Annotated in this window: 2 protein-coding genes; both read left to right on the forward strand. The window is 69.7% G+C overall.

Annotated elements, in window-relative coordinates:
• Nucleotides 1–1,796 (forward strand): hypothetical protein (locus D7Y13_RS46145; protein WP_158626196.1); only part of this gene is annotated, 1,796 nt, incomplete at its 5' end.
• A 194-nt stretch (nucleotides 1,797–1,990) separates the two neighbouring features.
• On the forward strand, nucleotides 1,991–3,403 hold a 1,413-nt coding region (locus tag D7Y13_RS40050; RefSeq protein WP_439329256.1), incomplete at its 3' end, for an Ig-like domain-containing protein.

The following is a 3,403-nucleotide window of genomic DNA, read 5'->3' on the forward strand; positions in this document are numbered from 1 at the left end:
CCCCCCCGCAGCCGTTGCGCACGCCCACGCGGCAGCAGAGCCTCTTCGAGCCCCCCCACCGTCGCGAGGCCGCGCTGCGCCAGTGGTCCTCGCAGAACGGGGGCACGCCGGCCACGGGGCTCCAGCAAGCGCCCGTGCGCGCGGGTGGCTCCGGCAACACGATGAAGCCGATGTTCCTCGATGGAACGGCGGGCGGCGTGCAGCAAGCCTCCGAGGCCCGCACTCTCACGGGGGCCGGGGCGTACGCCGTGCTGGAGACGCGCGTGAAGAATGCCCAGGCGGCCGAGGCCCGCCTGGATGCCGTGGAGCAGAAGCTCGCGGAGGAGCTGGCCATCATCGGCCCCCTCCTGACACCCGAGGAGCGCAATGCCTTCATCCAGTCCTTCCGCACCGAGCACGCGGCGGCCTACACGGCCCGGGATGCCGCCGTGGGTGAACTGGCCGACCACCTGGAGGCCGAAGGCGCCAACATCGAGGCCTATCTCAAGGACGTCCAGGGCATCTCGCCGTACATGCTCGGGCTGCATGCCGTGCCCGTGCAGCAGGCCCTGATGCTGGTGGCCGACTCGCCGCGCGCGGCGACGGCGGTGGCCTACCTGAACGCGTCCGAGAACCAGCTGCTGCAACAGCTCGGTGACCCCGCGGGTCAGTATCTGGAGCAGGACGTCTACGGCCCCGCCATCAACGCCACCCTGACGAGCGCCCTGGCCTCCGGCCAGTCCTCCGACAACGCCATCGCGGGGGTGACGGCGCTCATCCAGCAGATGCCCGAGGGCGTCCAGGAGCGCATCCTCGGAGCCGACCCCAAGGTGATGCTGGGCGCCCTGGCGAGTGTGGCCTCCGGAAACGTGGGGGCCCTCAAGAACCTGGCGGCGGAGGCGGGCAAGCTCGGCACGCCGGGAGCCACCGCGCTGGTCTCCGCGGCGCTGTCCATGGCGATGATCCAGAGTCCGGAGCTCCTCCAGGATCCGGCCGCCCTCAACCTGCTCATCCAACCGTTGGGGAACGCCGGCATGACGGCGTCGGCCGTCAGCATGGCGCTCAAGGGGGTGGGGAGCGTTGTCACGCGGATTGGCTTCCAGTCGGAACTTGGCGGGGCACCGATGCTGTTGGGCAAGCTCGGCACCATCCTGGGCGCGGCGACCTCGGGGCTCCGGGTGCTGAACCTCCTCAGTCAGGCGGACAGGAACAATGGCACCTACCTCCAGGTCGGGGCGCAGGCTGTCGGCGGCATCGTCTCCACGGCCTCCGTGTTCGGGCTCGTCGGCGGTCCCTTGGGAATCGGCGTGGCCGCCACCACCTTCGTCCTCACGGAACTCGGCAAGGCCTGGGAGAAGGGCATCCACCGTGAGGAGGCGGCCAAGGCAAGCATCGAGCGCGCGACCCAACTGGGAATCCCCGACGCGCAGATGCGAGTCAACCTCGGGTTCAACTACGGCACCCAGGTGCGAGAGCTGGCCAGCCTGGGGATCGACTATCAGCGGATGAACGAAATCATCCCGCGCTTCACGGACACCACCCGCCTGGCGCTCCTTGCCCAGGGGCTGGAGCTGAGCCCGGAGGAGGTCGGCCGCGTCCTGGATCTGGTGGTGCCTCCCGGGACGAACTCCACCGTCGAGGTGACGGGCTTCAACCTCCTCATGGGTCTCTACCAGCAGGCGCGCACGGCCAACCCTGGCGGTACTCCGGAGCAGCTCGTCGCGTGGATGCGGAACAACGCCCCGCCGCCACTGCACGGAGGCTCCGGCTACCTCTTCATGGGCTCCATGCTCAACCTGCTCGCCTCCGCTCAATAGGCGCTCGCGCCCGGGCCTGTATCACTGAAACAAGACAGACCCGGAGTCAACCCAGACTCCACGGTGTCTCTCCTGTCCGGCGTTGATCTTTCATTCCTTGTCAGTACAGTCTCGCGTCGACACAAACACTGGACTCGGTCGCCCTGTCGCCGCAGGCCCAGGACTGTGTTCCCCCCCAAGAGACTGAGAGCCTCATGCACCGGAAGAGACGGATGTGGATGCTGTGCGCGATGGTGTCCTTCTGCGCCGCGCTGGTTGGCTGCGCGCAGGAGGATGCCACGGGCAATGCCCAGGTGAGCCTCCAGGGACAGAAGCTGGAGGCCTCCGACGTGGCCCGCGTGGAGCTGACGATCCACGGGCCGGGCATGTCCCTGCTCACCGCGTCGTTGGAGGAAACCGGCACCCGGTGGACCGGGGGGATTGGAAACATCCCCGTGGGGACGGACCGGACCTTCAACGCCCAGGCCTTCGACGCGAGCAACACCGTCATCTACGAGGGTCAGGTGACGGGGGTCACCATCGAAGCGGCGCAGACGGCCGCGGTGCTGCTGCAGCTCCAGCAGCGCACGCCGCCCACCGCGTTCCAGAACAGCGCGCCCCGGATCTCCGGCGTCGCCGCGTCCGCCTATCAGGTGCGCTCGAACCAGGCGGTGGCGCTCAGCCTCACCGCCACGGACGCGGACGCGGATGTCCTCGCCTACAGCTGGACGGCGACCGGTGGAGCCTTCGGCGACGCGCTCGTGGCGAGCCCCACCTGGACCGCTCCCGCGACCCCGGGCACCTACGCGCTGAATGTCGTCGTCAGCGACGGCAGGGGCGGACAGGCGGGTGTGACCCTGAACGTCGTGGTGCTGGAGGCGGTGGGTGCCGCGAACGTCGCGGTCTCGTTCAACACCTGGCCCGTGGTGGCACAGATGACGGGCACCCCGTTCGGACAGGTGGGGCCCGGCGGCACCGTGACGCTGGACGTGGGCGCGGTGGACGCGGACGGTGACGCGCTCGCCTACGCCTGGAGCGATGACTGCGGCGGCGCCTTCAGCAACACCGCCACGGCCCGGTCCACCTGGGCGGCCCCCTCGCCTGCTCCGGTGGGCGGGCTGTGCAGGCTGACCGTGGCGGTGGTGGATGGCCGCGGAGGCAGCACGACGGGCACGATGGGACTCAACGTGGTGCTGCTCCAGTTGCCGACCCTGCCGCCGGTGATCGGGCAGGTCTTCCAGTCCGCCGCGCAGGTCCGGCCGGGAGACACGATGCACCTGTTCGCCACCGCGTCCGATCCGGAGGGGGAATCGCTGACGTTCACGTGGAGCGCGAGCCAAGGCACCCTGGGCGCTCCGGTCACCAGCGCATCGCGCAGCGACGTCACCTGGACGGCCCCGGCCGATTCGGGCGTCATGGACACGGACATCACGCTGGAGGTCCAGGACGCGAGCGGCCAGCGGACGACCCAGCACTTCACGGTCCGGTTGCAGGTCTGCATCCAGGCCGTCACCTCCTACCTGAAGCAGGTGAACTCCTCCACCAGCCCCCTGACCGTGGCCTACAGCATGGTGGGCGGGGGCGGGGGCGGTGATGGGCTCAGCCCCGGCGGCAGGGGCGTCGTGGTG

The sequence above is a fragment of the Corallococcus praedator genome (assembly GCF_003612125.1).
Classification (GTDB): domain Bacteria; phylum Myxococcota; class Myxococcia; order Myxococcales; family Myxococcaceae; genus Corallococcus; species Corallococcus praedator.